Here is a 26,867-nt window from a genome sequence, read left to right on the forward strand (position 1 = left end):
TGGTGCAAACCTATTTAATGCAATTAGTAAACTGTCACCGTAATTCCATGGGGTAGAGACGTGGCGCTGATCGGTAAATATCCAGTGTTTGTCAGTAACGGTCAGCTGAGAGAGGAAATTAGTGCACTGTCACCGTAATTCAACAAATCTCGCGCCGTGCCGTTAAGATTAATGTTGAGCGAGGACAAGCGCGAAACCGGGTCATCAGATAACGGTTATCTATTGGTGTATTTAGTACACTGTCACCGTAATTCGCAACAACCAATTTGGCGGGCCCTATTAGGGGTTAAGGTAAACTGTCACTGTAATTCAAATGGAAAGGATTTGTTAGTAATGGCCAACAACCAATATGGCGGGTCCTATTCGGGATTAAGTAAACTGTCACCGTAATTTAAGTTAAGTCTCAGTCACGACTATGTCATCACGTGCAGAAATATCATAAATTACCATTTCTATATCGATCTCATTGGGGTGGACCACCGTAAGGTATTTTGAGCAAACCTTAATAGCTAAACCAACAAAATCCATAGCCACAGCTGCGATATCAGTATTATCCCCCCAGTTAACATCTTCAAACTTTCGACGGACAACTCTGCCCTGTTCGGTCAGAGTTCGACTAGTAAAGCTATTAGGACCAAACTCTTTTTGACCACAAGCAATGTTTTCGGGCCATAGTTCTAGCAACTTGAGAACAATGCGTTCCAGATCTGTTCTTGAGATTATCAAAGGTTCAAAGGCGTCTTGCAAAAAATCGTTCATCTACGTCGTCTTCCTCGAGTTCCACGTCCAACTTTATTTTTCTTAGTTTTTACCACTGTACCATCACTTTTTACAGAGAATTGAGTACCGCCTTTTTGAAAAGCTCTGACTGACGGCCAAACTTTCCAAGCACTGCCTCTATGGCCATCCTTGTCTCTAACAAAAACCCGTCCCTGCCGGTCGCGTATTGCTCCACCTCGCAGTCTCGCACCAGCTTCGAAGTCGTCTGAATCAGGTGTCGTGATGCTTATCACACCAGCGGCCGCCGACAATAGTCCGATCCCCCTTATCCCCAAAGCCCTTGCATCGTTTACCCTTTCAGCAGCATCAATGAGGTCTGCCGCAGCCTGTGCTCCGGCTTCTCCGGGTTCTCCGCGTTGAGCGGTTCGCCTAATTCCTTCGGAAACGTTGCTTACAGAAGAGGAGTTATTGCCGCTATTTTGTGCAGAAGCAGCATTCGCCGCTGCCACACGCGCCCGTCCTTCGGTAGGCTTACTCCCAGCTATCTTACTTTGTATGGCACCTAAACTGTTACCTTGGAGACCTTCAAGTTCACTGGAATCACATAGTTTGGCAGCACATCGAACAGATAGCCCACTCGGGTCAGCACTATTCATCGGATCATTCCCGACATAGGCGTACATATTCATGCCATCTTCATAGCCAATGGGATCGGTCTGCATGAACCGGCCCAGCGTGGGAGAGTACATCCGCGCCTTGTAGTAATACATATCCAGTTCGGGGATATGGATTTGCCCGGTATATTGGAACCGGCCCAGATTGGTGTCGGCTGGAATGCCCCAGTCGTCATAGCTGTTAATGGCGAGCGGATCGCCATAGCCGTTGGTGACCGCCACAATCGACCCGCGCTCATCGGATATTAAAAAGCGCCGATTGGAAATGGCGGTGGCGGCGCCTTCGTACCAGACGAGCGGATCATCGACGCCTGCGCCGTGCACATAGCGGCGCAGTAAAGTTGTGCCGTCATTGGCATATTCGGCCACCAGTGCATCCCCGTCATAGAGGAACCGGGTCGTCCCAGCCGCACCGCCTGATGTGCTGGCGAGCCTGCCTTTGGGATCATAAGTCAGCGTGGCTGTGGTTGCCCCAGATGCGGATGTCAGACGGTTTTCCGTATCATAGACATAGCTGCTCGCGCCATCTCCCGTCAGGTTTCCATTGGGATCATAGGTAAAGCTGGCGGGACCCGCACTGGTATATTGATTGAGCCCATTGGTCGCGTAATTGCGGTTCACATCCACATCATCGCCCCAGGCATAAGCGTCGTTGCTGATGGAGCGCGATATGATTTGGCTTGCCGGGTTGTGAGCAAATGTTGTGGTGACATCATTCGCTGTATTCAAGAGATTATGGTTCAAACTTGTGAGGCGAGAGACAGCATCATAAGCCAGATTGGTCTGCTGCAAATAGCGGGCCTGCTGGCTCATCCTCAGCTGCGTATCATAGGCATTGGTAACGATTGCGCCACCGGCATTTTCCTTGATGCGATGCAGTGAACCATCACTAAAATAGTCATAGACAAAATATTTGCCATCAGGATGGGTCAGACGCGTGCGCCGCCCGGCAATATCATATTGATAGCTGAGCGTGCGGGAGCCCACGCCCGTTGTGTCGGTTGTTAGCGAAAGCCGTCCCAAAGCATCATAGGCATGGTTCAAACCCTTGCCGCTCGGTGCTGCAAAACGTTCATATAATGGCCGACCCAGGCCATCATAGCCATAATAGACATGATCGCTATACCCAATACCTGTAGTCCAATGCCGTTTTAGAAATACATTACCGGCATTGTCATAGGTATAACGCACCCGTCTATTGTCGCGTTTGTAGTTCCAAATTACGTTACCTCTGGCATCATAAGAGAAAGATTCGCGGTCATTGGGATCAGATATCCCAACATTGGTTTTGTGCGGAAAATAGATCAGGTTGTTACGATCATGCCCTTCATAGAGATAAGTAGTTTTATTGCCATTGCCATCTTTGCGCCAAGCCACCTGTCCATTGGTGGTATAGCCCAGTTCAATTTCAATATTGCCCGCGCCGCCGTTCATCGCGCCATAGCCGCCAACGGTTTTAATGGGGCGGCCAAGCACATCATACGTGTTTTTGGTGATCCGGTCAGGCCCCATAGTGCCTTGTGTATCCAGCGTACAGGCGCTGGATGGCAGGGAGTTAAATTGCGCTGGATTCATGCGAACGACAGAACATTCCACCTGATTGCGGGCATTATAGCTGGTCTGGGTAACGGCATATTTGGTGCTGCCCCCCTTGACTTCCGATTTGGTCAATAGCCGGCGATTATTGTAACTATTATCAACCGTTTGTGTGACATTTAGTGTCAAATTGCCGGGATGCGATACCGTTCCCACTTCCACTTTTGTCGGTTGGCTATCTGCTGGCCGATAGGTTGTTCGGGTTGTTTTGCGCAGCGTGCCATTGCCGCCGATGGGGCCAATTTCCCAAGTCTTGCGGCCAACCAGATCATAGCGATTATACACTTTATCGCCGGTGCCAGCCAGCGGTCCGTCAGTGGATAATAATCGCCCTGCTGCGTCATAGGCATTGGTCGTGATCGCTGAGAGCGATCCGGTGCCATTGGTACGCTTCACCGTCAGCGGTAATAACGTATTGCCCCAGTATGTATATTCGGTGACCTGCTCGGTCGCCGTGCCGCATGTATCGTTCGAGCCGTTGACATGGACCGAGCACATCCGCTCCTTTTTAACCCGGTACACACCGCCAACATTTTCATATTCATAAATGGTTTTGCGTCTTTTGCTTTGATGATTGGGCGGTTCAACCTTGGTCAACATCCCGCCATGGGTTATATCCCATGTGTAATCTGTCTGATGGCCCAACGCGTCTTTGGTCCAACCGGGGCGGAAGCACATGATACCATAGCAAGGCACGGTTCCTGTGCTGCTGGCATAATATGCGCTTTCCACGATATCGCCGCCGCCGCTCTTATTTTTGGTCCGTTTTTCTGTGATATTGCTCAGTCCATCATAGGTAACTGAGACGCTATTGCCTTCCGGCTGAGTGATCTTCGTAAGCCGGCCATGAATATCATGCTCATAGTTGACGGATTGATTCAATCCGTTGGTGATTTTTGTCACGCGCGGCGAAATCCGGCCGATATCCTGATTGGGCGGATGATAAATATCGGCTGAACGGGTAAATCCCGATGGGCCAGTTACGGTGATTTTGTTAAATTTCGGCGTCGATGGATCCTGATAGACAGTGGTCAAGCCCTGATAGCTATAGTTCCAGGTGGTGCCATCGCGCACCACTTGTCCCACCGGCTTGGCCAAAGGCGCACCAGCGGAGGAAGCAGTTGCCGTATAGCTATTGGTTGCTTCGCCGGGGAGTTTTAATGTTGTGGCGTTAACCTGCGGTAGGTCATCCATACCAAAGTTACATCCGCCACAAGTCCAAGTGCGTCCTTCGAGATCAGTAACAGTATTGGCGCTATATGTCAGTTTGGCCAAAACAGTGCTGGGCGCTGAAGATTTGTAGATGGCAACGCTCGCAACTTTCCGCCACCCCACATTGCTGCCAGTGTTCGATTGATACGTAAAACGCATTTCGTAACCCAGATTACTGGTAATCTTGTTGGGCCGATGTTGAACGGTTATACCTGAAGCATAAAGATCATAGGTATAGTTATGCTGTTCGCCGTTAGTCCATTTTATCCAGGAGGGATAAAAGGCAAAGCCCCAGCCACCGCCGCTTAAATTATACCAAGAAAATTGCTTATCGAAAAATATTTGCCGACCCGAACCGCCCTGACTGTAGGTAAACGTCCGGGTGCTCATACCAGCTAATAAATAGGACCCGTTATATTTGTTTGACTGGCATTCGACATCTTCGGGACAGAAGAATGAATCAGACGTAGTACCGCCACCATTCACTTGAAAGCTATTGTCATCAAATCCGGGCGGTGCCTTACCCGTCATGAATGGCAATATCTCACTCATTCTCGTAAAGGTCAGATTGCCGGCACCTGGAACAGATAATGCAGGCTCTTTGGTAGCCACACGCCCTGTGAGCAGATCAACCCCATTTTCATCCGGTTCAATTTCCAGCGGCTTAATCTGCTGCGCACTCGCTGTGCCCGCTGCCAAAACCAACGCAGTCCACGCCAAGATGATGCTGGTGAAAATTGTCCGCATATTGTGCCCCATGCCCCTTACACGTTTCATTTGGTTGCCTGACAAAGCTCAGTTGGCGACGCCCCATGCTGTGCTTTAAACGCCGCTTGCGCATCAGCCGGAGCGATGCTGGCAAATTTGCAGATTTGTTTCTTATAGCTGTCGCGCTTGGCCGCATCGCCCTTGCACGCGGATATCTTGAACCCACGTTCTCGCATCAAGGCGATGTTTTGTTTCTTCACAATGATCGAAATTTGTTTGTCACCGCCTTGCCGGCCCTGGGTGCGGCTAACCATGCAGATTTCATCTTTGGCTTTGGCGGATGCTGACGCCGTCACTATGGGTGCTGGGAGAACCGCTACCATTGCAGCGGAGGACACCAGAGCTAACAAATTTCTCATCGGTCGTTCCTTTTTAAATCGGCGTTGCGGACTACAAGAGGACGGGAATTTGGCTGACTGCTGAGAAAATATCCGCATCAGAAAAACCCGCAATCTTCAAACACGGATATCGTTGCCGTGGCGGTAGCGCCGCTCGTATCCTGGATCGTGTAGGTGAGCGTTCCGGTTGAACCTGCCGTAACGACCACTGTATTGCCGCCCGAAATAGTCGCGCCCATGCCGCCGGTCACGCTGATCGCAGTTATCGTATCGCCATCGGGATCGCTATCATTGGTGAGGACATTGACGCCGCCAGCACCGCAAAATGTCACCATGAAATCATTCACCGCGACAGGCGGGTTGTTACTGCCGCCGCCGCCTCCACCACCGCCGCCGGTTCCCCCGGTGCAGCTCGCTGAAGTCACGGTTTGATTGGTGCGATTGCCGGCAGGATCATAGCTGGTGCATTTTTTCTTGCCGTTTGAAGGGCCGCCAGTTTTGGATGATTTTATCAAACGGCCCTGTGCATCATATTCATAGGTAGTAGTCTCTGTTGCAAAGGCGGAGCTTCCTGCGGCCAGAGAAGCGATGGCTATGAAAGAAATTAAGGGCCAGGACCTGTCTGCATTGCTGCGATCAACCTGATGGGATCGGCACTTCGCGATCCCGCGCATAACAAACCCAGCAAAGTCCATAAAACCCCCTCTTTGGTCTTTACAGAAGCTGTCACTGCATTTTTATCGGGTCAACTGAGAGACTGGTCCATTTCGGATATACCCACATCCCAAGCCTGCATAACGTCAGTTTTTCTGGCGATGCGCAGCTATGATTTTTTTGCGAAAGAGCTCTAAAAAAAACCATTCGGTCCTTGTTCTGCGGTGCATGAGAAGACGAAAAATAGTTTGGTATCCACCCGACTCGAGAACTAATATTGTTGGTGAACGGATGGTTTCGGGCACCGCGCTAGCATCCCAAAAATCCAAACGCGGGTGCAAAGCCCGCTATCTGCAAATGGCTTCAATTCGTTCCAAATCGAAAGCTCGCTGAGATGCTTGCGCTTTACCTGCAAATTTCCCGTCAGACCCTTATAGCATCGCCATATCAACCGGTTGGTCTAACAGCACTCGGCCAGCCAGTTCAAACACAGCGGGTGCAGTGGCAATATGCTGTGTGGCCACATGGGCATCGCGAAACCGGCGCTGCAAGTTGCTGCTTGTATAAACGGCCGCGCCGCCGGCCAGACTATATGCGGTTTTGCAGGCATCGGCCGCGGTCTCCGTTGCATGGGTGCAAGCCAAGCGCAATTGTGCGCGTACTGCTGGCGTGATAGCGTCGCTGGACTGGGCTTGTTGCCACGCCCTGTCGACGGCGTCCTCCAAGAAAGAAAAAGCGCCTTCCAGCTGCGCAGTCGCGCGGGCTATCTCCACTTGTACGGTGGCGCGCTGCGCCATATGGCGTCCGCCGCCGGGTGTTTTTTTGGTGCGTGCAATTTGCTTGATTTCTTCCAAAGCGGCGCGGGCATTGCCCAATGCAACGGAGGAAACACCGAGTGCCAAAAGGCCAAAAAGTGGGAATTTGTAGAGGGCACCGGGGTCGCGGGGACGATCGGCAACAAAAGATACGCTGCGCGCTTTTGGAACCTTGATATTCTCCACGCTAAAGTCACCCGATCCGGTCCCCTTCATCCCCGAAACATGCCAGCTATCGATCAACTGGGCTTGTTCAGCGGGAAAAAACAACATGCGATGATAGGGCGCTCCATTGTCAAATTTCTGCAGCACACCTTCCTCGAAAATCATCGCACCGCCGCCGAGCCAGGAACAATTGGCCGAACCCGATCCCCATTGCCATTGACCGGAAAGCAAATAATGATCCCCCCTATCCTCGGCTTTGCCCATGGGAGCGAACACGCCGCCGGTAATAATACTCGCCGGTCCGAAAATCTCTTCAGCCGGGTTTTTGTCCATATAGGCAGCGGCCAATGTCGAGGTCACCGCAATCATCGCGCACCAGCCGACGCTGGCATCCGCTTCCGCCATGGTCACAACCATTTGCATAAATTCCGTAGGCGGCAATTGCAGGCCGCCAAGAATGGCAGGCTTGGACAGATTAAAGGCTCCTGCTTGCGCCAATTTTGCCGCCAAATCGGCTGGCAAGCGCCGGGCTTGCTCGGTTTCGGCTGCGCGGTCGGCTATTTCAGGTAAGAGCGCCAAAATAGCATTGCCCGTCTCACCGCCCTGCCCACTAATATCATATCGCCAGCCCGTCATGTCTCAATCTCCCAAATAGCAGGCCAGCATAAGAGTTACTATTTGTCGATCCAGCAAAAACATCTACTAAGAGGTTAATGCGGATCATCGCTCTTTTCGGGTTCCTTCTTATGTTGTCTGCTTGCACCGGCAGCGAACAGTCGAATATTGCGCCCGGTCCGGATCAAATTGTGCGCCTATCTGATTCAGAGATAAAAGGGCTCGACCCGCAAAAAATCTCCGATCTGTCATCACTGCGCGTTGCTGCTGACCAGTTTGAAGGACTGACCCGTCTCAAGGCTTCCGGCGAAGCGGAACCTGGACTGGCCCGCCAATGGACGGTTTCCGCCGATGGACTGCAATGGACATTTTCGCTCCGCGATAAGCTGCAATTTTCCGATGGTACCGCTTTTGACGCCAGGATATTTCCGGAAATTTGGGATCGTCTGAATATCCCTCAAACCGCGTCGCCAACCAAAGCACTCTTCCGCAATATCAAAATAGTCGCGGTTGCTGATGCACAAACGGTGGTCATTACGCTCCACGCGCCAGCGCCCTCTTTGCCGGTCTTACTGGCCCATCCAGCAATGGCTGCACTGCCTCTCCATCGCATCGCACAGGCCGGTGAACAATGGACCAATGAGCGCCCCATAGTGACAAGCGGACCTTATCAACTGGTGTCCTGGCAATTAAACGATCACGCCAAAATGATCCGAAACCCGATGTGGCATGACACGCCCGCACCCACGGCAAATATCATCTGGAAACCTATGGATGATAGCCTATCTGCGATGCGGCTAATTTTGGCAGGCGGCGCAGATATTGCCGCCGACTATCCAGCCAGCCGGCACCAATGGCTCAACCGCAATCACCCCGGGCTGGCTCGCAGCGTTCCTTATTTCGGGAGCTATTATTACGCGTTCAACACCAGAAAACCACCGTTTCACGACGCCCGTGTTCGCACCGCTTTGTCGATGGCGGTGGAACGCGAATGGATCGCTGAGAAAGTCATTGGGATCGGCAATCAGCCCGCGTGGAATTTGCTACCACCGGGGTTGAGCGGCGGTATAAGCGCCAAACCCATTTGGGCGCATTGGACGCGTGAACGCCGGCTCGAAGCAGCCAAGACCCTGCTGGAAAGAGCGGGCTTTAATGCCCGCCGACCATTGGAATTTGAAATTCGCTTTAACAGTTCCACTGAGCATCGCCGGGTCTCCGTCGCGCTTGCCGCCATGTGGAAGCCGCTCAACGTCAAAGCGAGCTTGTTCAACAGCGAAGCTGCCCTGCATTTTGCCGCCTTGCGCAACCATGATTTTGCTTTGGCCCGATCAGGATGGATTGCCGATTTACCGGTCGCTGAAAATTTTCTAACCGTCCATCAACCGGAAAATGGGTCGGGCAATTATTCCGGCTATGATAATCCACGCTATGATGCTGAAGTGGCCCTGGCCATTGCAACCGCCAATCCAGACAAACGTGATGAAAGGATGCGCCGCGCAGATGCCATGCTAGTGGATGACATGCCGATCTTACCCCTTTATTTTTATGTGACCCGATCCTTAGTGCGCGAGAGAATTGAAGGATGGGAGGATAATATTTCCAATGTGCATCCTAGCAGAACATTGCGTATAAGGCCCCAATGACAGGAAAAGCCCGCCTCGATTTCCGCACCGTGATCACGGCCCTCATCCTGTCGGCGGGCGCGGCATCTTGTAGCAATGTTGGCGATGAAGATCGCGCTCGAGTCAGCGTGATCGAAGATGACCAACCGACGATAAAACCGGTTGGGATCCAGTTAAATTACGCCTCTGCTTCTGCCCGCGCCGCCATCGCACGCGGCTTGGTCGGCTTTGATGAACAAGGCCGGGTGGTCCCGGCGCTGGCTGCCCGCTGGATCGTTACCGATGATGGCCTTAGTTATATTTTCCGGCTCAATGAAGCCAAATGGGATGATGGCCGGCAAGTCACAGCAGAACGCATCGCGACATTATTGCAGGAACGTATCGCCGAATTGCGACCCAGTCGCCTTGGGCGCGATTTGCAAGCGGTTGATGAAATTATCTCGATGACTGGCCGAGTGATCGAAATCCGCCTCAATTCCCCTCATCCCAATTTTCTGCAACTTATGGCGCAGCCGGAAATGGGGCTGTTTCGGGCAGGCCATGGCGCCGGCCCAATGAGCACGCTGGAACAGGAATCTCTCTTCACATTGGAGGCCTTTAATCAATTGTCGCCATCATCTGAAGACACAGAAGCGGAAACAGATGCAGAGGAAGAAAAGCCTTCCAATGACCCGCGGCGTGTAATTTTGCGCAGTGAAAAAGCGGCCAAAGCCTTAGCCCGCTATACGGCCGGCTATACGGATTTGGTGCTGAACGGCAAATTCCATCATCTCCCGCTTGTTGAAGAAGCCGGCGTGAGCAGCAATGATTTGCGCCTCAACCCCGTTGCCGGCCTGTTCGGCCTGACCTTTATTCGCGCCAATGGGTTTTGGGCGCTGCCAACCAACCGCGAAATCTTGTCCATGGCGATTGATCGCCCGGCATTGCTTACATCTTTTCCCAATGTCACTGCTTGGCAAAGCCGACAGAAAATCATACCCGATGCACTTAATGTGACCGGTATCAACGCGCGGCCCGACTGGACCAGCATGACGATGCAGGACCGTCAGGCTTTTACGCGTGAACATGTAAGCCGCTGGGAGGCCTTGGAAGGGCCGGTCTTACCGCTTACCATTGCGCTGCCGGATGCCGCTGGTGCCGATATCTTGTTCTTGCGTATCCGCTCGGATTTGCGGCGGATTGGACTAGATGCGCGGAAAGTCGCGTTGAACGAGGAAGCCGATGTCCGCCTCACCGATGAAATTGCACCCTATGACAGCGCGCAATGGTTTTTATCCCAACTGACCTGCGCGAAAACGCCTATCTGTCTCAATGATGCGGATACGAAAATTGCAGAGGCCAATGCCGCCACAAATTTGCAGATCAAGGCGCGACTTTATGCCGAAACCGAAGTTATGCTGGTTCAACATTATAACTATATTCCTATCGCGGTTCCGGTCCGTTGGTCGATCAGCAGGCCCGGACAACGGGGCTTTGCCGTTAATCCCCGTGGCTGGCACCCATTGAATCCGCTTGTGGGAATACCTATATCTTAAATATGAAAGACAAAATACTAGCGGGAGCGGGCATGGCTATTTCAGAAGACCAATTGAAGCGTTTAGCTGAACAATTGCCTGATGTGAGCCGTGATCCGCAAGCGGTGCGCGTGCGCGTGGAAGCCATGGAAAAAGTGCTCGAGCGAGCATTTGTCATTCCCGGTATAAACAAGCCTATTGGATTAGATTCTCTGGTCGGACTTATCCCGATTGTCGGCGATATCGCCACCGCCGTTATGGGCGCCTATATTGTATGGGAAGCACGTAATCTTGGCATGTCAAAATGGCAGTTAACCCGAATGGCAACCAATGTCGGCATCGATACAGCGTTAGGCGCAGTGCCGCTTGCCGGAGACCTTTTTGACTTTTTGTGGCGCTCCAACAGCCGCAATTTGCGGATCATCCGCAAGCATCTCGATAAACATCATCCCAGTTCGCATATTATCGAAGGAGAAGTGGCCTTCCCGCGCGATTAACAGCACTATCGCAGCCGGTTAAGCGCCCCGCCAGATTTTCAGCGGACGGTTGTCTCGAACAGCCGGCAAATTTCGGGGACAGCGCCGGGGCCGGAAACTTTTACCCAAACATAAGCGCACTTCTTGCAACCAACCGCGTGCATTGACCTTCAACCGCATCATATCCGGCTGCAATCCGTCATTGACCGCAGCAAAGGCTTTGCGAAAATCAACTGCCGTCAACGGCTTTCGTGACAAGCGATCCATGTTGGGAAATTCCACTGCATCAAACATGATCCGCGAAATCCGAAAATAGGTTTGTGGTTGCTGGGTCATACATGTGCCATGTTTTGCCCATTCCCGGGCCATCAGGCGCTGGGATGGGATCATGCAAAAATTGCGTTTCACCACGGCAGGCGGCAAGGGCTTGGTCGCCCGGCACCATTGAGGATAGCGGTCGCCTTGGGCATCAGGCCAAAGACCGTGCAGGATAAAACCAAAGCGTCCATTATCGCCGCCACATTGCGTTGCATGCCGTTTGCTGTCTTGCCGCGTTCTGCAGAATTCCGGCGACCAGCTTAACGCCAATGTATAGCCGCTGACCGGGATGATACGCCTCGATTCATCGGCCGGTTTGCGCACGGGCGATGCAGGCTTGGACAAAGATGGCGCCCGGCACTGATAGGATTGCGCCTGCGCAAGGGTCGGAGCCAAAAGGAGTATGAGGAAGATAATGGCCTTCATCTGAAAATATCCGATAATTGGGTTGTGGCGCCGGTGGTGATGGCTCCTTTGGTCCGAAACCATTCGCTGGAATTGCCGAGGAACAAGAACAGGATGGAAGCCAGGACAAGAGATTGGGTAACGATCAGAAAGATCAATTCCGACCCCGCAAAAGCCTTAAAATTTATCGCAATGCTTAGCGATCCCAAAATGGTCAGAGCCACCAGCCCCCAGCGTGCAAAATTACTCGCGCGATGAGCTATGAAATACCACAGGCAAATTTGAATGGCATAGCTGGCAACCAAAGTGAGCATGGTGACAATGACAAAAAATTGGCGCGATGCATCATCAAATTCTGTGTCGAACCAAAAGCTTTCCCAATGCATAATCAGATCAATTGTTGAACTTAATATCGAGGCCAGAAAACATATTTCAAACCATAAAATTGATTTGGGACGCTGTGCTTTTTCCACCTTAACATCCTACCCCATGCTGGGTTTCATCATTCAAAGGTTTTTTCCAAATCCACATGCTGCTCACCGTTCAGCCATTTTTTGGCATCGGTTCGAAACAGCAGGAACAAGCCAATGCCTTGCATTACGGTAATCGCCACGGCAATGGCGGCATTTAATATCGGCAAGGAAGTGAGCGAGGAGGGCAGTCCGGCCAACCCAATCACAAAAAAGACGATCAAAATCCATTTGGCCACTTTGCTGGCTTTCCGGGCAATAAAAAACCAGAGCAAAATATTGATCACAAAAGAAAAAGCCAGCACGCCATAGATGAAGCCAACCCCTAAAGTCGCGGTCGTCGGATCAGCCGCCAACGCCGTCATGGTTACATCCCATGTCAAAAAAGCATTGATCATGCCCAAGACCAAAGAGGTCAGAAACAGACGTTCGAAAATTATGATAGATTGCGGCCGCATATTGACCTTCCCTGCTTACCTCGGTCAGACTAGCTTAGACCTGTGCAAAGTCCAACCCGATATCCGCTGCCGGGGCCGATTGTGTTAAACGGCCGACGGAGATGAAGTCGACACCTGTATCAGCCTTGTCGAAAATTGTTTCCAGCGTCACACCGCCTGATGCTTCGGTCACCACGCGTCCGCCGATCAGCGTGACCGCCCCGCGCAAAGTGGCAGGCTCCATATTATCGAGCAGCAAATGGGTCGCCCCGGCTGCCAGTGCGGGTTCAATTTGATCCACCCGGTCCACTTCAACAATTATCCGTTCAATTCCAGCGTTCACCGCTCGGCGCACCGCTTCTGAGATATTGCCAGCGACGGCGACATGATTATCCTTGATCATCGCTGCGTCCCACAGGCCCATGCGATGATTGTCCGCACCGCCCATGCGGGTGGCATATTTTTCCAAGACGCGCAGTCCAGGTATCGTCTTGCGCGTATCCAGCAACGTGCATCCCGTGCCCACAATCCTGCGGACATATTCATTGGTCATCGAGGCAATACCGGTCAGATGCTGCACCGTATTGAGCGCGCTGCGCTCTGCGGTGAGCATCGCCCGCCCCTTGCCTTTCAAGCGCATGATATCGGTACCCGCCGAAACCAGTTCCCCTTCATTCGCCAGAATTTCAATTTCAACATCAGGATCGAGTGAGCGGAAAAAAGCCTCAGCAATGGGCAAGCCCGCGACAACTGCATCATGGCGGCTATCCATCACTCCGGTGAAAATGGCATCCTCCGGAATAACGGCTTCCGAGGTGACATCGCGGCCCGTAGGACCGAGATCTTCAGCGAGGGTGGAAGACACGAAGGCATCGAGGTCGAAGCGGTCTAAGGTGAAGGTCATTTATCCAAGCTCTTCCGGGTTGTGCATATATTTGTTAACGAAATCATCGAAACTATCAGCAACAAACTGATCCGTGAGACCGTTTATTAAAACGACTTTCCCTCGATTTTCATCTTGCGTGCAGGAAATAGCCCATGCCCAACACCAGATCATATAATCAGCAAAGAAAAGATATCTCTCCGATTGTCCAGCGATTATGCCGTTACTCAAGGGGTGCGGATATTCATCGGGAATATTTTTGACTCGTTCGGTCGGCCACCATTCAAAATACTCATCATCCATACCGCAATAATCTGCCTGCGGCACAGTCGTTTCCAAATAATTCCGGAACTGCCGCGGCAGCTCCAAACTGTATCGTTCTTCAATTGCTGCTATCTGCCCACTATGGGTCCCAGAAGGCCGAACAACGTCATCTTGACTCTGCCAACGCAGCTGCAATTTCTTACATGCTGCGATCACGCTCAATCCTCATGTGCCAGATCAGCTGGTCCCAAATCACCCTGTCCTACGGTTGCACTCGCCATTTCCATCATCTTGTTGATTGACTTGCGGGCCTGCAGGCGCAGTTCCTCGTCCATCTCGATGCGGGGTTCCAAATCGCGCAGGGCGACATAAAGCTTTTCCATCGTGTTCAGCGCCATATAGGGGCAGATATTACAGTTGCAGTTACCGTCCGCACCGGGCGCGCCGATGAAATTCTTTTCCGGAACCGCTTTTTCCATTTGGTGGATGATATGCGGTTCAGTCGCGATGATGATTGTATCGCCTTCAAATTCCTTGGCATATTTCAAGATCGCGCTCGTTGAACCGACCATATCGGCATGATCCAATATATAGGCTGGGCATTCCGGATGGGCCGCTACGGGCGCATCGGGATGTTTTGCTTGCAGCTTCAGCAATTCGGTCTCGCTAAACGCCTCATGGACAATACACACGCCTGGCCATAACAACATGTCGCGGCCGGTTTTCTTGGCAATATAGCCGCCCAGATGCTTGTCGGGACCAAATATGATCTTCTGATCCTTTGGAATTTGCGACAGAATATGTTCCGCAGATGAGCTGGTCACAATGATGTCGGACAGCGCCTTCACTTCGGCCGAGCAGTTAATATAGGTTAGCGCAATATGGTCAGGATGTTCGTCGCGAAACGCCTTGAATTTATCCGGCGGACAGCTGTCTTCCAAACTGCAGCCCGCATCCAGATCCGGGAGCACGACAATCTTCTCCGGCGACAATATCTTCGCCGTTTCCGCCATGAACTTCACACCACAAAATGCGATTACATCGGCATCTGTTTCAGCAGCTTTGCGGGATAATTCCAGACTGTCACCGACAAAATCGGCAATATCCTGAATTTCCGGTTTCTGATAATAGTGCGCCAGGATGATCGCGTTGCGCTCTTTGCGCAGACGGTGAATTTCTTCCACCACATCCACTCCAGCCAAGCTTCCGCCAATTCCGCCACGTGCGTCCATATTCCTATCCTATTCTCTATATTCGTACCCGCCGACACAATCACAGCAGGTGCGCTAAAATTGATTCCCGATCTGTTTAGAACAAGTCAGCGCCCAATGGAAATCAATCATCGATGCGAAATTTCAAGATCCGAGCGGACACGGCCTGTTTCGCATCCATTCCGCCCATAATATAGTGATGGTCACCCGATTTTACGAGTCCGCGATGATCCATGCTGGGTGTGGCGAGAACACCCAATTCGCGCCAAGTATCCGTCTTCAGATCATAGCCAAATACCCGATCAGTGGGATTGGCCGGCTCCCCGTCATAGCCGATACCATTATAATTATAGGGATTGTCCCCGCCGCCCGCAAAAAGGATCAGGCCGCGGCTATTGTCACCCGCGGCTGCCATGCGATAACGTGGGCCACCAGGATGGGCGGCAACGGCGCGCCAGCTTATGCGTGTCGGATCGCCAGGATCAATATCACCGCGCCAGACAAAAGGAGCGGCAGCAAATTTGCGCTTCCCATCTACCAATCCCGCAACGGCCACGCCATCAGCAATAATCATGCTGTGATTGGCCAATCCCCCGGCATGTCCAAAAACCGGTTTCCCAGGAAATTCGGTGGCCACGCTCCAACGATCAAATTGTGTATCATAGAGCTGCACTAGACTGACATTGCCTTCATCATGCCACCCGGAAACAAGATAAATATAGCGATCACGATAGGGTAATATAACCATGTCATCGACAGGGGTCGGCATATCGGTGAGCCGGGCATAGGAGTTGGCCTGGGGATCAAAGGCAAATACTTCTGGTGTGGACAGTTCATCGCCATTTTCTGCGACCGTATAGCCTCCAAATATATAGATTTTCCCAGCAATGGTCACAGCTGCGCTCGCCAACCGGCCCTGGTCCACCGGCACGGCGGCAATTTCCTCGCATTGCTTGATGCTAATGATACAGGCAAAGGCCGCATTGCTCGTATCTTGCCACGTTTTGCCCGCTTGCAGTCCGTTGAAACTATAGAGTGTCGGCCCATCTGGTCCTTCTGCCGCCGCGACCGCATTGTTGCTCATCGGCATGGGCAATTCAAATCCCGCCACTGCTGATGCGGTTGGATCGGCTGGTTCTTGCCCGCAGGCCGCTAAGCCAATTAAGACGATACCCATTGCCATGGCGGGCAGACGATGGAGCCACAAATTTATCATTCTTCCTCCTGTTCGTCGCGCTCGGAGAGCACCGCTTCAATTGAACGGGAAACATCCCAGCGATTTCCCGGATCGCCACCGCGCTCACCTTGGAAAAAGGCATCGACCGTTGCGTCTAGACCGGCTGCGCGCAGCGGCAGGACAAAGCTGTTGGCGACGGCTCGCCGGCCTGCATCCTGCGCGAGGCGCATCTGTACGGGATTTTTCGCCTGCTCCGCCAATTCCGCAACCGCCTTTGTCCGATTGGCTTGATCCAAACGGTCTTCGGCATCGGTCAAGGCCATTAAAATACCACCATCATCATAGCTCTGAATCCGATCGACCTGCACTTCCGGTCGCGCAATTTCGATAGGCGGCATAGCAACGAACAATGTCTGGCTATCTGCATCCCAGCGGACATCGGCAGGCTTGAGTTTAGCAAGATCCACCTCATATCGCACCGATCCGGGCATGATCAGGGTCTTGCGTGCGGATAGTCCCACTCTGGTTTCAGTTGTTGTTACCGTGGCATTATAACTAGCCACAAAGACGGTCAGTCGGTTTTGTTCGCGCAAGCCATCAAGACTGGCACTGGCGATGGAGACAGGATCCGGCGTAAAGCCGCTTTCAAATTTTGACAAAATTAACCAGGATAACAGAGCCAATATCGCTATGATGCCGGCCATGATCGCCAAGGGGATGGCGAAGCGGCGGTTCATGATAAAATCGTCCAAGTCTCTCCTTCCACCGCAACGATGGATCGGTTTTGCAGATCAACCAAGTGCGCGCGGACGGATTGACCAGCCGCTCCTTTGAGACGGGGATCAAGGCCTTTATACATTTGCGTGACCATATCGGGTATCACGTAGGGACCTTCTTCGAGCAGTTTTAAAATCTGGCGTTCACGCTGTTTGCGATGTCCCATCATACCGCGCACAAGCTGCCGGGGTTTATCCACTTTCTTGCCGTGGGCCGGATAATAGACCTTGTCGTCCCGCTCATAGATTTTTTGCAGACTGGCCATATAGTCAGCCATATCGCCATCGGGCGGAACAATCACACTGGTCGACCAAGCCATCACATGATCGCCGGTAAACATGGCGCCCGATTCTGCAACGGCGAGACATAGATGGTTGGACGTGTGCCCCGGCGTTGCAACCGCTTCGATCGTCCAGCCGTCACCGGCAAAACGCTCTCCATCTTGCAATATCTGGTCTGGCGCATAGTCTTTATCAAAGCTTTCATCTGCGCGCGGGCCATCATCTTCGAGGACGAGCGGCGCGCAACCGATAATTTTGGCGCCAGTGCGCGCGGCGAGAGGTTTTGCTGCCGGGCTGTGATCCCGATGCGTATGCGTGCACATGATAGCGGTGATTTTCGCGCCTGCCGCTGCTGCGACAATCGCATCAATATGCTCTTCTATGGCGGGGCCTGGATCAATCACCGCTCGATCAGATTGATTGCCCACTAAATAAGTCTGGGTTCCCGTATAGGTATAGGGACTAGGATTGCCCGCCAGCACGCGAACCACCAAGGGTTCCATCTGCTCTGCAAGCCCTGTGGGGAATTTACTCGGATCAAAATCTTCGCTCATTTTGAAGATGTGGCATATTCCGCCTGCAAAACAAACGTGAATATTATAACAAAATCGGGAGCGGCCCTAAATTGGACTCACTCCCGATCTTGTGACGATAGGTTTTGCGAAATTTTATGTAATCGAAAGCTTGGCTTCCAATTCTTTAATTTCTCGATCAAAGGCTTCGATTTGCAATTTGTCTTGGTGGCTCTTGTGGTTGCATTCAGCGGTTTTTTTGCGCTGTTTCTTCAAGCTTTTCAACGTGACTTCCAAAGCCAGCTTTTTGTTCACCTTCACACAACCCACGACATTGGCCCATTTGGGGTCATTGACATTATTGCTTCCGGCAAAGGCAATTTTCTTGTTCATCGCGGCACAATCCGCAGGAGAAAAACTCCCTGTTTTGATCTTTTTGGCCGTGACCGCTTTCACGCGGAAATTGGGTTTAAAAGCAATTTGAGAGACTTCCCAAAGACGCGCGGCAACGCTCTTCGCTTCACGCGCTTCCTCTTGCGCTTCGCGCTGAATTTCTATCGCTTCTCTTAAGGCTTCACGGACTTCATTGCGCGCCTCGCGCGCCGCTTCAAGGGCTTCACGATTCGCTTCGCGCAATGCCTGTTCAACTTCCCGCTCGACTTCGCGTTCGGCGGCGCGGCGCTCGCGTGCCGATAGCTTTTTCTCGCGCTGATATTCCCGCGCTTCACGCTCAGCTTCTTTGCGAGACTCTTCGGCTTCCGCGACCATTTCACGCAATTCATCCTTGTCGAGCTTGCGATTGGTGCGCAACACCACGGTGCGGCCGTTATATTTGACACGGTGAACATGTTCTTTTCCGCTTGAACGAACTTTGGCCCAGTCTTTTTCACCATTGAGCATAGTGATATTGACCGTTTCTTCGGACGCATCCCGCGCATCGCCGTCAAATTCTGGTGGCGCAGGAGGAATGGGTGCTACGGGAGGCTTAGGAGCCACGGGTTGCCAGTTCGTGTCCATTTGTTGACTGATGGGTTGCATTTTCGCAATTTTCTTGGCGACCTGTTTCTCCGACAATTTGCGTTCGGACTTAAATTCAAATCGGCCCTGATCATTGGCGATTGTATATTTGTAGCCGTTGCTGCCTTTTTCCATCACCACGACACCGGTGCTGCCGACATCAACCGTGGTTGGTCCGCTGCGAATTTTCAACGGATTGGATTGTGCCGGCTGATCTTTGGCAATGGCCAAGGCGTCATCATGCGGGTGGGCTTCTGCTTCAACCGCATAGGTAACCGTCGCCGTCAACGGCAGAGCGATTACCGTGCTCGCACCAACCATCAATGCACCGGCACGCTTTCGCATGGTCGATTTCTCAGATTGGCCAAGCATTTTCAATCGATCTTTAATTTTGTTTTTTTGGTTCAAGGGACTCGCCAAGCCTAGCTTGTGACCCGAAACGGATTTGGCAATGGTCCGCCCATAAACCGCCCGTAAATCGCGACCATTATCCTGCAAAACACGCGCGTCGCATGCGGTTTCTTGATCCTGGCGAAAGGCAATCCAAGCGAACCAGGCGACAGGATTAAACCAATGCAAAGACAGGATGACGAGGCCAATGAAATTGGCCGCTAAATCTCCCGACTCATGATGGGCAATTTCATGTTTGAGCGCCAACTCGCGTTCGCGCGGAGCATAGTCACGGAAAAAATTCGTCGGCACGGCAATATATTTTTCAAACAGACCGAAAGCCAGAGGACCTGTAACCGCAGCCGTTTCGAGAATCCTAATCCGTCCATGGCTTCCAACCAGATGGCCGTCTGAGACAATATCTTCGCGAAACTGAAAATAAGACGCCATTTTGCTGATAAACAACATGCCAGCGCCGCCGAGCCAGACAACCAATGCGATAAGCATCCAGTCGATCGAGGCCAAGGCCGCCATTCCCGCTGGATCCGCAGGCGCTGCTAGACCTATGTCTGTAAGAATCGGCGCGGCCAAGGCGGGCGCTGCCGTTTCTGCTGGCGGCGGAGCCTGTAACGTTAAGGTTGGCATGAACAAGCGTGCCAATGGCAGTGCCCAAAGCAGATAGGCAATATGGGCCCCAAAGAAATGACCTACCGGCTTGCGGATCGCTAGGACCAAAAGCATGAGCAATGTCATCGACACCATCGTGTCCATCATCCAGTCGGTCATGCCTTCAACTCCCTCAAAAGCTCTTCGATTTCCTTGATATCATCAGCGCTTAACTCATCGGCTTCCGCCAAATGAGCAACCAAAGGCGTCACCTTTCCGCCAAACAAGCGGTCGACAAATTTGCGTGAAACGCCAGTCAAATAGGTATCGCGCTCGACCAGCGGGGAATAGAGAAAGCGGCGCCCGTCGCGTTCGGTGCCAATGACCGCTTTGGTCGCCAGTCGGGACAATAAGGTTTTCACGGTTTGCAAAGACCAGCCGCGCGCATCGGCAACGCGGTCAGCCACTTCTGTAGCGGTCAGCGGTGCTGTTTTCCACAGCACCTCCATAATCTCATGTTCGGCATCGCTGATACGTTCAACCATGTCCTGATTCTCCCCAATCCAAACTACTTGCTTTGTTGGTCGAAAAGCGGGTCTGAGACTCGCTAACGACTACATATGTAGTTTCATCGACCACAAATGTAAATGTGTAATTTTACAAATGCGGTGAACCGTTTCATCGTCTGCCGCCAAATTGCGGGTGAACATATCCATAAATTTGTCGGAAAAGTTTACACCGCCGATCAAGTTAACGGCCGTTTAACCAACTAAGTGCTTGAAAAACATATTGGTGATAAATGTGGCACAGGGGGTGCAAGGATAACTGTGTTCCTATGTTTCACACCCATGAAACGCAAATGAGAGGGACAGCGTTCTGGTCTTCGCCGTCCCCTCTCATTAGAAATTTAGACTACCCACTATACCCATTTTAGAACGGCTCGGATCTCCTAATCCGGGCCGTTTCTTTTTTGCGGCAAAAAGGGCCGATTGCAAGCCGACGCAAAAAAAGCCGTAACGCTTTAATGCGCACCAAAGTGCAAGATCAACGCTATCGATTGAAAGCGAGCGCGAGGGATGGATCATCCCACGGGTTTAAAGCCCTTAGCTGGTTGCGGGAGCGACTTTTTTTGCGGCCATTAATTCGCCCAATTCGCCCGCTTCGTACATTTCCATCATGATATCGCTGCCGCCGACAAACTCTCCTTTGACATAGAGTTGCGGGATGGTTGGCCAATCAGAAAATTCCTTGATCCCCTGTCGCACGTCCATATCCTGAAGGACATCGACAGATTCAAAGCCGACCCCGAGATGTTCCAGAATGGCCACTGCCTTGCTGGAAAATCCACATTGCGGGAAAAGCGGCGTGCCCTTCATAAAAAGCACAACGTCATTGGTCGTCACCATCGTATCGATTTTGGCATGCACTGCGTCACTCATGTTCTATCTCCTGTTTGGATGCTAGCCGGGAACGCCGGTCGTCAGCTGCAAGGCATGCAGCTCTCCACCCATTTTACCTTTTAAAGCGGCATAGACCGCTTGATGCTGTTTCACTCTGTTCATGCCCGCAAAATCTGACGTGAGGACTGAGGCAGCATAATGATCGCCATCACCTGCCAGATCCTCAATCTCAACGATGGCGTCCGGAAAGGCGGCGAGAATCATTGCCTTAATATCTTTGCTGGCCATTGGCATTTCTAGCTGTCCTACTCAGTTTGTTCGATAAATTGGCGGCGTGCTTCCACCATTTTATCGGCCAAGGCGGTCCGGATGCCGGCGTCATCAATATCGACGCCAGCCGAAGTTAAATCGCCCAATAATTTGCGAATAACATCTTCATCACCGGCTTCTTCAAAATCGGCTTGGACAACGGCTTTGGCATAAGAATCCGTTTCTTCAGCCGTAAGGCCCATTTTCTCAGCAGCCCATTCGCCAACCAGACGATTACGGCGCGCCGTCAGTTTGAACTGCATTTCTTCGTCGCGCGCGAACTTATTTTCAAATGCTTTTTCGCGATCACTAAAACCGGACATAATTTTCCCTAACTCATTTCGGCTTTTTCAAAAGCTCGTGGAACAGAAATAGGCATTAGCCGCATCGGCGACAAGAGGCCATATTTGATCAGTCAGCCACTTTCACAACCAATTTACCAATTGCGCCGCGATCCGCCATCTTCTGGATCGCCTTACCAGCATCGGCAAAATCAAAAACTTCCGACACACGCGGCTGAATCATATTTTGGTCCCACAGTTTGAACAGCCGGTTGATGTGGGAGCGGTTACCCGCCGGATCGCGCATTGCATAAGCTCCCCAGAAGACACCGCAGACATCGCAGGATTTCAACAAGGTCAGGTTAAGCGGCAGTTTCGCTATACCCGCAGGAAAACCAACAACCAGGAAACGCCCTTCCCAGGCAATGGACCGAACCGCTGGTTCGCTATAATCGCCGCCCACAGCATCATAGATGACATCCGCGCCATTGGGTCCGACGGCAGCTTTAAACTGAGCCGCCAGCGCTTTGGACTCATCTTTGGTAAACGGCGCCCGGCCATAAACAACCGTTTCATCGGCACCTGCGGCTTTAGCAAAGGCCGCTTTTTCTTCTGATGAAACCGCGGCTACCACGCGGGCACCAAAAGCTTTGCCTAACTCCACAGCGGCAATACCCACACCGCCAGATGCACCCAAAACCAATAAGGTATCACCTTCCTTGATATGGCCCCGATCCACTAAGGCATGAATGGATGTCCCATAAGTGAGGATAAGCGCCGAGGCATCCTCAAAGCTTACACTATCGGGCAGCTTGAACACGCTATTATGGTCGACCGCTACTTGGCCCACCAGGCCGCCATGCCCCGTTGTCGAAGCAACGCGATCACCGACTTTCAAATCGGTCACGCCTTCGCCCACTTCGGCAATCACACCTGAAACTTCGCCGCCTGGTGCAAAAGGGCGGGGCGGCTTAAACTGATAGAGATCCTGGATGATCAGGACATCGGGATAGTTAATTGAACAAGCCTTTACATCAATGACCACTTGACCCTTGCCAGCCGTTGGAGCGTCGACCTCCAGCATTTCTAGGCTATCCGGTCCGCCAACCTTCGTGGACATTAATGCTTTCATTGTGTTTTCCTCTTTTGCTCTTTTTTGTAACGCTCTAAACGGCGGCGGGTTTGTGCCAGCCTTGCGCAGAATCGATCCGCTTTTCATGCGCCTCTATGGCATCGGATTTCGCCATTGTCAGGTCTATTTCATCAAGACCATCCATCAGACATTGTTGCCGAAAGGGATCCATCTCGAAGCGAAAGCGGTCCTGAAACGGCGTGGTGACCGTCATATTTTCCATATCGATCATGATCGGATCGGTCTTGGCGACCTCCATCAAACGATCGATAGCCTCTTGCGGCAAGGCAATGGCCAGCAGTCCGTTTTTAAACGCATTGCTGGAAAAAATATCGGAAAAGCTGGGTGCGATAATGGCTTTTATGCCCATATCATCCAATGCCCAAGCGGCATGTTCCCGGCTCGATCCACAGCCAAAATTGTCACCAGCGATCAAGATCGAGGCGCCAGCATATTCCGGATCATCAAAAACATTGCCCGGTTGCGCGCGCACCGATTCAAAAGCGCCAGCACCCAGTCCTTCTCGCGATATGGTTTTGAGCCATTCTGCCGAGATAATTACATCAGTATCGACATTTTTCCGGCCAAAAGGAATCGCCCGTCCGTCGACTTTGCGCACTGGTTTCACGCGCCGTCTCCATCTTCATCCGGTTCATTTTCATAGCGCGTACCCGGTTTGGGTTTGTCAGATTTAAATTCATCAAGCTTGCGCATCTTATGGCGGCCCGCATAAATCAAAGCCGCGGCAATGGCTGCAGAACCGACGGCCGCGCCGACTTTCGCCCCGGTAGACCATTTGGTGGACTTTTCTTTCGATCCGCTGGCCGCATCTTCGTTCTCATCAGTATGTTTGCTATCATCTGCCATATTCTAAACTATCCTATCAATTCCCGAACATCGGTCAGCTTACCGGTCACTGCGGCGGCAGCTGCCATTGCCGGAGACATTAAATGGGTTCTAGCACCCGGTCCCTGACGGCCAACAAAATTGCGATTAGATGTCGACGCACAACGTTCACCAGCCGGCACTTTATCCGGGTTCATACCCAAACAGGCCGAGCAACCCGGCTCCCGCCACTCAAAGCCAGAATCCGTAAAGATCTTGTCAAGTCCTTCGGCTTCGGCTTGCGCTTTTACCAATCCGGATCCCGGCACTATAATGGCCCATTTGACGCCTTCGGCTTTCTTGCGGCCCTTCAACACTTGCGCGGCGGCTCTGAGATCTTCGATCCGACTATTTGTACAGCTGCCGATGAAGATATTTTCCACCGCCACTTCTTCAAGTGGCTGTCCGGCGGTCAATCCCATATAATCCAATGATTTGCGCGCCGCATCCTGCTTGGAAATATCGGCGTAGCTTTCCGGTGCAGGGACATGGCCGGTTACCGGCACCACATCTTCCGGGCTCGTTCCCCAAGTGACAGTCGGGGCCACATCCGCCGCTTGAATCACAACACTTTTGTCAAATTTGGCACCGTCATCGGTTCGCAAGGTTTTCCAATAGGCAATTGCTGCGTCCCAATCCGCCCCTTTCGGTGCCATCGGCCGCCCCTGCAAATACGCAAAAGTCTTGTCGTCGGGAGCGATAAGACCAGCTCTTGCACCGGCTTCTATGGACATGTTCGACACGGTCAACCGCCCTTCAATGGACATGTTCTCAAACACCGCTCCGCGATATTCAATCACGTGGCCGGTGCCTCCAGCGGCACCGATAACGCCGATAATATGCAGGATCAGATCCTTAGGACTCACCGCAGGACCCAAAAGACCTTCAACGCGAATTTCCATCGACTTGGATCGCGACAATTGTAGCGTCTGCGTGGCCAGAACATGCTCGACTTCGCTCGTTCCAATGCCAAAAGCCAGAGCACCCAATGCGCCATGCGCTGCCGTATGGCTGTCCCCACATACCAAAGTTGTTCCCGGTAAGGTAAAGCCCTGTTCCGGTCCAATGACATGAACAATGCCCTGCTCTTTATCTGTGGCACCAATATATTTTATGCCAAAAGCCGGTGCATTCGCTTCCAGCGCTTCCAGCTGCGCCGCGCTTTGGGAATCTGCAATTGGGATTTTCTGGCCCCGCCCATCGAGACGCGCGGTCGTCGGCAGATTGTGATCCGGCACAGCCAGCGTCAAATCCGGGCGGCGGACTTTGCGTCCAGCCAGTCGCAACCCTTCAAAAGCTTGCGGACTCGTGACTTCATGGACCAAATGGCGATCGATATAAATAAGTGCGGTGCCATCATCGCGCTGGTCCACGACATGCGCATCCCAAATTTTCTCGTACAGGGTTTTTGTTTCGGTCATCTGGGGGTTATACCATCCTCTGTTCCAATATGGTGCTTCGTTTACCCAGATCAATTGTCGGCGCAAGTGAGAAGTGACTTCAAAAGCCGATCAGAAAGACGTATCTTCGACAGATGAGCATTTTCGCAATCATCGCCACTATCCTCGCCTCTGTCATCGCGATGGAATTTATCGCATGGGGGGCACATAAATATATCATGCATGGTTTTGGCTGGAACTGGCATCGCGATCATCATGAACCGCATGACAAGGCGCTAGAGAAAAATGATCTCTATGGCATTGTCGGAGCAGTGATGAGCATTTCGATGTTTGTGGTTGGTAGTTCCCCAATAATGAAAAATGTCATGGGAGGCTCCGCTTGGGAACCGGGCACATGGATTGGTCTTGGTATCTTATTCTATGGCATTATCTATACACTGATCCACGACGGCTTGGTGCATCAGCGTTATTTCAAATATGTCCCGAAACGCGGCTATGCCAAACGGCTGGTCCAAGCCCATAAGCTGCATCACGCGACTATCGGCAAAGAAGGTGGCGTCAGCTTTGGTTTCGTTTTTGCCCGTGATCCCGCCAAGTTAAAAGCAGAGCTGAAAATACAGCGGGAAACCGGGGAGGCGATTGTTCGGGATTCTGTGAACGCAAACTAGATTTCCGGGCTTTTGGCTTGCTTATTCTGAAACATGGTCAATGCGATGCCAGCGAAAATCATCGCGCTGCCGATAAAGAAACGCATCGATAGCGTTTCACCCAGCAGTAACACACCGCCTAGAGCCGCAATGGCTGGTACAGAAAGCTGCGAGGCGGCGGCGGTACTGACCGATAAGCGCGGCAAAACCGCATACCAGGTGATATAACCAAGCCCTGAGGTGATCGTTCCAGAAGCAATGGCCAGAGCGATACCGGTCGGTTGATTCTGAGCACCCTCGCCCAAAACAGGAATAAGCAAGAGGCAAAGCAAAGCAGCGCCAACAAAATTGCGGGCTGTAGCCAGCGCCGGTCGTGCAGCCCCTTTTCCGGCCCAACTGTAAAAACCCCAGGAAATTCCGGCAATCGCCATAATCAATCCGCCGATTAGCGGCGGTGCCGTGTCGCCCGGCGTCAGGAAGACCGCCAATCCGGCTATAGCCAAGAGTAGCCCTGCCCATTGAATAGGCGTCGGATAGATGCCGCGAACCATTCCGATGAATTGCAAACTCAATTGCCCCGCCGGAAATAATATAAGCGCCCCGACGGCTGCATCGAGCGAGACATAGGCGAAAGAAAAGCTCACCGCATAAACAAACAGCGCTATTGCCGGGACAATAGTATCGCCTCGCGGCAGCACAGCCCGGCCGTGACGAAGGCCCAAAAGCAGTGCAAGCATGATCGCTCCGGACACTAGTCGGATCACCGTGAAGCTCGCCCAATCAATGGTGTTTTCAGCCAAGGCTGCGCGATTAAGCAAAGAATTGCCGGCAAATGCGCAAAGCGTCAATATCAACAGCAGCGCCGTTAAAAGGCGCCTACTCGTAGCTTTTGATAA

The 26,867-nt window shown here is 52.1% G+C and carries 28 protein-coding genes; 4 read left to right on the forward strand and 24 right to left on the reverse strand.

The window, feature by feature from the left end; all coding sequences use genetic code 11:
- Positions 1-396: 396 nt before the first annotated feature.
- The 5 genes from ABJU74_RS04880 to ABJU74_RS04900 form a co-directional block, all read right to left on the reverse strand.
- Positions 397-759, reverse strand: coding sequence for a hypothetical protein (locus tag ABJU74_RS04880; RefSeq protein WP_348383037.1), 363 nt, complete (start codon positions 757-759; stop codon positions 397-399).
- The gene (locus ABJU74_RS04885) at positions 756-4,979 is read right to left on the reverse strand and encodes an RHS repeat-associated core domain-containing protein (protein WP_348383038.1); all 4,224 of its coding nucleotides are present in this window, start codon (positions 4,977-4,979) and stop codon (positions 756-758) included. The genes ABJU74_RS04880 and ABJU74_RS04885 overlap by 4 nt, the downstream gene beginning before the upstream one ends.
- Complete coding sequence (locus tag ABJU74_RS04890) at positions 4,976-5,329, reverse strand: hypothetical protein (protein WP_348383039.1); 354 nt, start codon at positions 5,327-5,329, stop codon at positions 4,976-4,978. The genes ABJU74_RS04885 and ABJU74_RS04890 overlap by 4 nt, the downstream gene beginning before the upstream one ends.
- Before the next feature lie 77 nt (positions 5,330-5,406).
- Positions 5,407-6,003, reverse strand: coding sequence for an Ig-like domain-containing protein (locus ABJU74_RS04895; RefSeq protein ID WP_348383040.1), 597 nt, complete (start codon positions 6,001-6,003; stop codon positions 5,407-5,409).
- Positions 6,004-6,393: 390 nt separating this feature from the next.
- Positions 6,394-7,578, reverse strand: coding sequence for an acyl-CoA dehydrogenase family protein (locus tag ABJU74_RS04900; RefSeq protein ID WP_348383041.1), 1,185 nt, complete (start codon positions 7,576-7,578; stop codon positions 6,394-6,396).
- Positions 7,579-7,655: 77 nt separating this feature from the next.
- On the opposite strand from ABJU74_RS04900, the gene ABJU74_RS04905 reads away from it, so the two are divergent.
- Genes ABJU74_RS04905 through ABJU74_RS04915 form a run of 3 tightly spaced genes read left to right on the forward strand, consistent with a single transcriptional unit; the run spans position 7,656 to position 11,190 of the window.
- Positions 7,656-9,200 (forward strand): peptide ABC transporter substrate-binding protein, encoded by a 1,545-nt coding sequence (locus ABJU74_RS04905; RefSeq protein ID WP_348383042.1) that lies wholly within the window; start codon positions 7,656-7,658, stop codon positions 9,198-9,200.
- Positions 9,197-10,714, forward strand: coding sequence for an ABC transporter substrate-binding protein (locus ABJU74_RS04910; RefSeq protein ID WP_348383043.1), 1,518 nt, complete (start codon positions 9,197-9,199; stop codon positions 10,712-10,714). Before ABJU74_RS04905 ends, ABJU74_RS04910 begins: the two co-directional genes overlap by 4 nt.
- A gap of 32 nt (positions 10,715-10,746) precedes the next feature.
- Positions 10,747-11,190 carry a DUF4112 domain-containing protein gene (locus ABJU74_RS04915; protein ID WP_348383044.1) on the forward strand — a complete coding sequence of 148 codons (444 nt, stop codon included), beginning with the start codon at positions 10,747-10,749 and terminating at the stop codon, positions 11,188-11,190.
- A gap of 18 nt (positions 11,191-11,208) precedes the next feature.
- Here the strand turns inward: ABJU74_RS04915 and ABJU74_RS04920 are convergent, their stop codons facing one another.
- From ABJU74_RS04920 to leuC, 18 genes are all read right to left on the reverse strand, one after another.
- Positions 11,209-11,913: a ribonuclease T gene (locus ABJU74_RS04920; protein ID WP_348383045.1), complete on the reverse strand. Its 705-nt coding sequence runs from the start codon at positions 11,911-11,913 to the stop codon at positions 11,209-11,211.
- Positions 11,910-12,365 carry a hypothetical protein gene (locus ABJU74_RS04925; RefSeq protein ID WP_348383046.1) on the reverse strand — a complete coding sequence of 152 codons (456 nt, stop codon included), beginning with the start codon at positions 12,363-12,365 and terminating at the stop codon, positions 11,910-11,912. The genes ABJU74_RS04920 and ABJU74_RS04925 overlap by 4 nt, the downstream gene beginning before the upstream one ends.
- A gap of 29 nt (positions 12,366-12,394) precedes the next feature.
- Positions 12,395-12,820, reverse strand: a complete 426-nt coding sequence (locus ABJU74_RS04930; RefSeq protein WP_348383047.1) for a hypothetical protein — start codon at positions 12,818-12,820, stop codon at positions 12,395-12,397.
- Positions 12,821-12,854: 34 nt separating this feature from the next.
- Positions 12,855-13,703 (reverse strand): carboxylating nicotinate-nucleotide diphosphorylase, encoded by an 849-nt coding sequence (nadC, locus tag ABJU74_RS04935; protein ID WP_348383048.1) that lies wholly within the window; start codon positions 13,701-13,703, stop codon positions 12,855-12,857.
- Positions 13,704-14,162: an SMI1/KNR4 family protein gene (locus tag ABJU74_RS04940; RefSeq protein WP_348383151.1), complete on the reverse strand. Its 459-nt coding sequence runs from the start codon at positions 14,160-14,162 to the stop codon at positions 13,704-13,706.
- Between the two features lie 2 nt (positions 14,163-14,164).
- Positions 14,165-15,178 (reverse strand): quinolinate synthase NadA, encoded by a 1,014-nt coding sequence (gene nadA, locus ABJU74_RS04945; protein ID WP_348383049.1) that lies wholly within the window; start codon positions 15,176-15,178, stop codon positions 14,165-14,167.
- A 103-nt stretch (positions 15,179-15,281) separates the two neighbouring features.
- The gene (locus tag ABJU74_RS04950) at positions 15,282-16,373 is read right to left on the reverse strand and encodes a kelch repeat-containing protein (protein WP_348383050.1); all 1,092 of its coding nucleotides are present in this window, start codon (positions 16,371-16,373) and stop codon (positions 15,282-15,284) included.
- Positions 16,370-17,086 carry a DUF4230 domain-containing protein gene (locus tag ABJU74_RS04955; protein ID WP_348383051.1) on the reverse strand — a complete coding sequence of 239 codons (717 nt, stop codon included), beginning with the start codon at positions 17,084-17,086 and terminating at the stop codon, positions 16,370-16,372. Before ABJU74_RS04955 ends, ABJU74_RS04950 begins: the two co-directional genes overlap by 4 nt.
- Positions 17,068-17,946: an MBL fold metallo-hydrolase gene (locus ABJU74_RS04960; RefSeq protein ID WP_348383052.1), complete on the reverse strand. Its 879-nt coding sequence runs from the start codon at positions 17,944-17,946 to the stop codon at positions 17,068-17,070. The genes ABJU74_RS04955 and ABJU74_RS04960 overlap by 19 nt, the downstream gene beginning before the upstream one ends.
- Before the next feature lie 114 nt (positions 17,947-18,060).
- Positions 18,061-20,097: a M56 family metallopeptidase gene (locus ABJU74_RS04965; RefSeq protein ID WP_348383053.1), complete on the reverse strand. Its 2,037-nt coding sequence runs from the start codon at positions 20,095-20,097 to the stop codon at positions 18,061-18,063.
- Positions 20,094-20,462 (reverse strand): BlaI/MecI/CopY family transcriptional regulator, encoded by a 369-nt coding sequence (locus ABJU74_RS04970; RefSeq protein WP_348383054.1) that lies wholly within the window; start codon positions 20,460-20,462, stop codon positions 20,094-20,096. Before ABJU74_RS04970 ends, ABJU74_RS04965 begins: the two co-directional genes overlap by 4 nt.
- Before the next feature lie 558 nt (positions 20,463-21,020).
- Positions 21,021-21,356, reverse strand: coding sequence for a Grx4 family monothiol glutaredoxin (gene grxD / locus ABJU74_RS04975; protein ID WP_348383055.1), 336 nt, complete (start codon positions 21,354-21,356; stop codon positions 21,021-21,023).
- A gap of 21 nt (positions 21,357-21,377) precedes the next feature.
- Positions 21,378-21,611, reverse strand: coding sequence for a BolA/IbaG family iron-sulfur metabolism protein (locus tag ABJU74_RS04980; protein WP_348383056.1), 234 nt, complete (start codon positions 21,609-21,611; stop codon positions 21,378-21,380).
- Positions 21,612-21,622: 11 nt separating this feature from the next.
- Entirely contained in the window at positions 21,623-21,949 is a 327-nt protein-coding gene (locus ABJU74_RS04985; protein ID WP_348383057.1) for a DUF1476 domain-containing protein, read from the reverse strand.
- Between the two features lie 88 nt (positions 21,950-22,037).
- Positions 22,038-23,039, reverse strand: coding sequence for an NADPH:quinone oxidoreductase family protein (locus ABJU74_RS04990; protein WP_348383058.1), 1,002 nt, complete (start codon positions 23,037-23,039; stop codon positions 22,038-22,040).
- Between the two features lie 34 nt (positions 23,040-23,073).
- Positions 23,074-23,667 (reverse strand): 3-isopropylmalate dehydratase small subunit, encoded by a 594-nt coding sequence (gene leuD, locus ABJU74_RS04995; RefSeq protein WP_348383059.1) that lies wholly within the window; start codon positions 23,665-23,667, stop codon positions 23,074-23,076.
- Positions 23,664-23,906, reverse strand: a complete 243-nt coding sequence (locus tag ABJU74_RS05000; RefSeq protein WP_348383060.1) for a hypothetical protein — start codon at positions 23,904-23,906, stop codon at positions 23,664-23,666. The genes leuD and ABJU74_RS05000 overlap by 4 nt, the downstream gene beginning before the upstream one ends.
- A gap of 8 nt (positions 23,907-23,914) precedes the next feature.
- The gene (gene leuC / locus ABJU74_RS05005) at positions 23,915-25,345 is read right to left on the reverse strand and encodes a 3-isopropylmalate dehydratase large subunit (RefSeq protein WP_348383061.1); all 1,431 of its coding nucleotides are present in this window, start codon (positions 25,343-25,345) and stop codon (positions 23,915-23,917) included.
- A 113-nt stretch (positions 25,346-25,458) separates the two neighbouring features.
- On the opposite strand from leuC, the gene ABJU74_RS05010 reads away from it, so the two are divergent.
- Positions 25,459-25,992 (forward strand): sterol desaturase family protein, encoded by a 534-nt coding sequence (locus ABJU74_RS05010; protein WP_348383062.1) that lies wholly within the window; start codon positions 25,459-25,461, stop codon positions 25,990-25,992.
- Here ABJU74_RS05010 and ABJU74_RS05015 read toward each other — a convergent pair.
- Positions 25,989-26,825, reverse strand: a complete 837-nt coding sequence (locus ABJU74_RS05015) for a DMT family transporter (protein WP_348383063.1) — start codon at positions 26,823-26,825, stop codon at positions 25,989-25,991. The genes ABJU74_RS05010 and ABJU74_RS05015 overlap by 4 nt on opposite strands.
- Positions 26,826-26,867 lie beyond the last annotated feature (42 nt).

The sequence above is a fragment of the Parasphingorhabdus sp. genome, from assembly GCF_039982415.1.
Taxonomy (GTDB): domain Bacteria; phylum Pseudomonadota; class Alphaproteobacteria; order Sphingomonadales; family Sphingomonadaceae; genus Parasphingorhabdus.

Coding starts and splice junctions, on each gene's coding strand:
- ABJU74_RS04880 (WP_348383037.1), bottom strand. CDS start 759: ATGAACGATTTTTTGCAAGACGCCTTTGAACCTTTGATAATCTCAAGA.
- ABJU74_RS04885 (WP_348383038.1), bottom strand. CDS start 4,979: ATGAAACGTGTAAGGGGCATGGGGCACAATATGCGGACAATTTTCACC.
- ABJU74_RS04890 (WP_348383039.1), bottom strand. CDS start 5,329: ATGAGAAATTTGTTAGCTCTGGTGTCCTCCGCTGCAATGGTAGCGGTT.
- ABJU74_RS04895 (WP_348383040.1), bottom strand. CDS start 6,003: ATGGACTTTGCTGGGTTTGTTATGCGCGGGATCGCGAAGTGCCGATCC.
- ABJU74_RS04900 (WP_348383041.1), bottom strand. CDS start 7,578: ATGACGGGCTGGCGATATGATATTAGTGGGCAGGGCGGTGAGACGGGC.
- ABJU74_RS04905 (WP_348383042.1), top strand. CDS start 7,656: ATGCGGATCATCGCTCTTTTCGGGTTCCTTCTTATGTTGTCTGCTTGC.
- ABJU74_RS04910 (WP_348383043.1), top strand. CDS start 9,197: ATGACAGGAAAAGCCCGCCTCGATTTCCGCACCGTGATCACGGCCCTC.
- ABJU74_RS04915 (WP_348383044.1), top strand. CDS start 10,747: ATGGCTATTTCAGAAGACCAATTGAAGCGTTTAGCTGAACAATTGCCT.
- ABJU74_RS04920 (WP_348383045.1), bottom strand. CDS start 11,913: ATGAAGGCCATTATCTTCCTCATACTCCTTTTGGCTCCGACCCTTGCG.
- ABJU74_RS04930 (WP_348383047.1), bottom strand. CDS start 12,820: ATGCGGCCGCAATCTATCATAATTTTCGAACGTCTGTTTCTGACCTCT.
- nadC (WP_348383048.1), bottom strand. CDS start 13,703: ATGACCTTCACCTTAGACCGCTTCGACCTCGATGCCTTCGTGTCTTCC.
- nadA (WP_348383049.1), bottom strand. CDS start 15,178: ATGGACGCACGTGGCGGAATTGGCGGAAGCTTGGCTGGAGTGGATGTG.
- ABJU74_RS04950 (WP_348383050.1), bottom strand. CDS start 16,373: ATGATAAATTTGTGGCTCCATCGTCTGCCCGCCATGGCAATGGGTATC.
- ABJU74_RS04960 (WP_348383052.1), bottom strand. CDS start 17,946: ATGAGCGAAGATTTTGATCCGAGTAAATTCCCCACAGGGCTTGCAGAG.
- ABJU74_RS04965 (WP_348383053.1), bottom strand. CDS start 20,097: ATGACCGACTGGATGATGGACACGATGGTGTCGATGACATTGCTCATG.
- ABJU74_RS04970 (WP_348383054.1), bottom strand. CDS start 20,462: ATGGTTGAACGTATCAGCGATGCCGAACATGAGATTATGGAGGTGCTG.
- grxD (WP_348383055.1), bottom strand. CDS start 21,356: ATGAGTGACGCAGTGCATGCCAAAATCGATACGATGGTGACGACCAAT.
- ABJU74_RS04980 (WP_348383056.1), bottom strand. CDS start 21,611: ATGCCAATGGCCAGCAAAGATATTAAGGCAATGATTCTCGCCGCCTTT.
- ABJU74_RS04985 (WP_348383057.1), bottom strand. CDS start 21,949: ATGTCCGGTTTTAGTGATCGCGAAAAAGCATTTGAAAATAAGTTCGCG.
- ABJU74_RS04990 (WP_348383058.1), bottom strand. CDS start 23,039: ATGAAAGCATTAATGTCCACGAAGGTTGGCGGACCGGATAGCCTAGAA.
- ABJU74_RS05000 (WP_348383060.1), bottom strand. CDS start 23,906: ATGGCAGATGATAGCAAACATACTGATGAGAACGAAGATGCGGCCAGC.
- leuC (WP_348383061.1), bottom strand. CDS start 25,345: ATGACCGAAACAAAAACCCTGTACGAGAAAATTTGGGATGCGCATGTC.
- ABJU74_RS05010 (WP_348383062.1), top strand. CDS start 25,459: ATGAGCATTTTCGCAATCATCGCCACTATCCTCGCCTCTGTCATCGCG.